Below are 2,872 nucleotides of genomic sequence, written 5' to 3'. Positions count from 1 at the left end.
CGGCGGCGGTGGGCGGGGTCAGCAGCAGGGATCCGGCCGTCGCGAGGGCGAGGACGGTGATGGGAACGGGTCTCGCAGGAACGGTTCTCGTGATGCGCACGCGTATCTCCTCCGGGAACTTCCTGAGATCGGTACGGCGAGGTGTACCTGTTCGACTCAACCGCAACAAGAGGGAGTTGGTGTCACGGATGCCCCGGACGGCTCATTTCGAGGGCAGGGGTATCGCGATCGACACCTTCGGGATCCGGTGACCGTGCCTCGAAGCGGCCGTGACTCCGGTGTGACACGCCCCGGCTAGAGTGCCGTACATGCGTGATCTTGGGGCCGGTTTCAGTTATCTCCTCAAGGGCCAGCGATGGGTGGCCCGACACGGGAAGAGTTACGGGTTCGGGCTGCTCCCGGGCGTGATCACCCTTGTCCTGTATGCGGGGGCGCTGGTCGGGCTCGCGCTCTGGGGCGAGGACTTCGTGGGGTGGTCGACGCCGTTCGCCGACGACTGGTCGAGCCCCTGGCAGGGCCTGTTCCGCGGCTTCCTCACCGCGGTCCTGTTCGCCCTGAGCCTGCTCCTGTCGGTGGTCACCTTCACCGCCGTCACGCTCCTGATCGGCCAGCCCTTCTACGAGAACCTCTCCGAGAAGGTCGACCGGGACGTGTCCCCCGACGGCACGGCGCCCGAGTCCGGCCTGCCGCTCTGGCGCGAGCTGCTGATCTCGGCCCGCGACAGCCTGCGGATCGTGCTGCGCGCCGGGGTGTGGGGCGTGCTGCTCTTCGCCCTCGGGTTCATCCCGGTCGTCGGCCAGACGGCCGTACCGGTGATCGGCGTCTTCGTCACCGGCTTCTTCCTCACCGAGGAACTCACGGCCGTCGCCCTCCAGCGCCGCCGCGTCGAACTCCGCGACCGCCTCACGATGCTCCGCTCCCGCAAGACCCTGATCTGGGGCTTCGGAGCCCCCCTCGCCGCGGCCTTCCTGGTCCCGTTCGTCGCGGTGTTCCTGATGCCGGGAGCCGTGGCGGGGGCGACGCTGATGGCGCGGGAGCTGATGGGGGAGGAGACCGTCGAGGGGGGAGGAGAAGCGGACGGGGCCCCTTTTGACGGGCAGTCGGCCTACTCCGGCTCAACGCCCGCGCCGACGCCCGGAGCCTAGGAAGCCGACGTCGCCTCCAGCGCCACGCCCACGATCGCCCGCACCTGCGCGATGATGTCCAGCCGATTCCGCACGAACTCGGGATCCGTCACCGCCCCGGTCGCCGGATCCGTGTTCCCCGCGCCGAACTGCAGCACCGGCGTGTGCACATGCCCGCCCGGCAGCACGTCGTGCAGCCCCAGCCGGTCCCGCAGCAGGGTGGCCCGGTAGGCGATCTCGTTGGACAGGTAGTCCCCACCGCCCCCGGCCCGCGCGGTGGAGCCCGGCGTCGGCCCGTCCGGCCGCACCACGGCCTGCGTAGCGCCCGCCGGGATCTCGGTCACGCTGGTGTTGTCGTACACGGGGAAGCGCCCGGAGTTCGCGGCGACGATCTGCGCGTACGGCAGGGTCGTGGTCGTCCACTGCGGCTGCGTGCCCGGATCGGAGACGGGGACGGTCTCCGTGCGGCCGATGTTGTCGTTGTCCTGGAAGCCGCCCCGCCAGGCCCCGTTGGTCCGCTCCACGTCGAACCGCCCGACCCGCCCCTGGCTCACGGTCGTGAACAGATCGACCCGCTTCAAGTGCGGCCGCAGCGTCCGCTCCACGGTCCCCTCGGCGAAGTCCTGCCAGCGCACCGGGAACACGGCGGTCTCCACCCGCGCCGGACCGTCCGCCGTCTCGATCACCGTGCCGTCGAGGGCGAGCGCGGTCGCTCCGGACGGGTTCGAGATACGGATGTCACGGTCGAGGGTGAACGGGTCGAACCCGGTGACCAGAACCCGCTTGAGCCCGCCGTGCGGATACCGAATGTCGCTCTGCCCACGCGACGTCCGCTCCAGCGCGTCCAGCAGCGCGCCCCGCTGACCATCACTCAGCCCGAACCCCGGCTCCCAGGTCCGCACGTCCCGCGTCATCGACAACCGCGCCCAGTACAACGGCCGATCGTCGTCCCGGCTCAAGTCACCCCCCGCAGGCCCCCGCCCCTGCGCCCGGTCGACGGCACTGCGCCACAGCGCCGACCCCTCGCGTACGACGACACGCTGGGCCTGTGCGTAGGAGTGAGCCGCCTCCAGATCGCGGGCGAACTGCGCCGCGGCGGCGTCGAATCCGGAACGGCGCAGTATCTCCTGGGGGACCGCCTTGTCGAGCCGCTGCTCCTCGACGGTGGGCGTCGCCGCTGCCGTCTCGGCGGCAGCGGCGCTCCCCGCTGTCGGGGCCGAGAGGCCGGCCAGCAGAGCCAGTCCGAGGACGCCGATCCGAACACGTATGGAATTCAAGGGAGTTCCGGTCCTTCCGTCACGGTGGGGGGCTGCATGTGCGTCGTGCGGGACGCCGGAAGTATCGCGTGACGGGAGTGGTCTACGCCATGGTGCGGGAGGTCACCGTCACCGCCGACTCCCTCAGCGCACCCAGGAATTCCACCCCGGCAGGCGTCAGCGACCGCCCCCGCGCGGTGGCCGCGTACACGGCCCTCGCGGGGCCGCCCTCGTCGAGCACCGGCACCAGACGGACGTCGGGGCGTACGGACGCGGCGGCCAGCGCCGGGACCAGGGCCACGCCGAGGCCGGCGGCGACGTACCCCTGCTTCGCGGTCCACTCGCCGACGACGTGCGCGACGCGCGGCCTGAAGCCCTGCCGCAGCGCCGCGTCGAGGAGGGTGCCCTCGGGGCGGGAGCCACCGGAGATCCAGTCGGCGTCGGCGAGTCGGCTGAGCCGCACGGGGCCCTCGTGGCGGGCGAGGGGGTGGG

Annotated in this window: 3 protein-coding genes; 1 reads left to right on the top strand and 2 read right to left on the bottom strand. The window is 71.7% G+C overall.

The features are described from left to right. Positions 1–308: 308 nt before the first annotated feature. Positions 309–1,145, top strand: a complete 837-nt coding sequence (locus EAO75_RS32880) for an EI24 domain-containing protein (RefSeq protein ID WP_147998821.1) — start codon at positions 309–311, stop codon at positions 1,143–1,145. Here the strand turns inward: EAO75_RS32880 and EAO75_RS32875 are convergent. After that, positions 1,142–2,401 carry a pyroglutamyl peptidase gene (locus tag EAO75_RS32875; RefSeq protein WP_147998820.1) on the bottom strand — a complete coding sequence of 420 codons (1,260 nt, stop codon included), beginning with the start codon at positions 2,399–2,401 and terminating at the stop codon, positions 1,142–1,144. The two genes, EAO75_RS32880 and EAO75_RS32875, sit on opposite strands and share 4 nt — an antisense overlap. Positions 2,402–2,483: 82 nt before the next feature. Further along, positions 2,484–2,872, bottom strand: a 389-nt coding sequence (locus EAO75_RS32870; RefSeq protein WP_261989517.1) for a LysR substrate-binding domain-containing protein, incomplete at its 5' end; no start/stop codon positions are given.

The sequence above is a fragment of the Streptomyces sp. UW30 genome (assembly GCF_008042075.1).
Lineage (GTDB): Bacteria > Actinomycetota > Actinomycetes > Streptomycetales > Streptomycetaceae > Streptomyces.
Note: the sequence above shows the minus strand (reverse complement) of the source record. Positions and strands in the feature narration are given on the sequence as shown.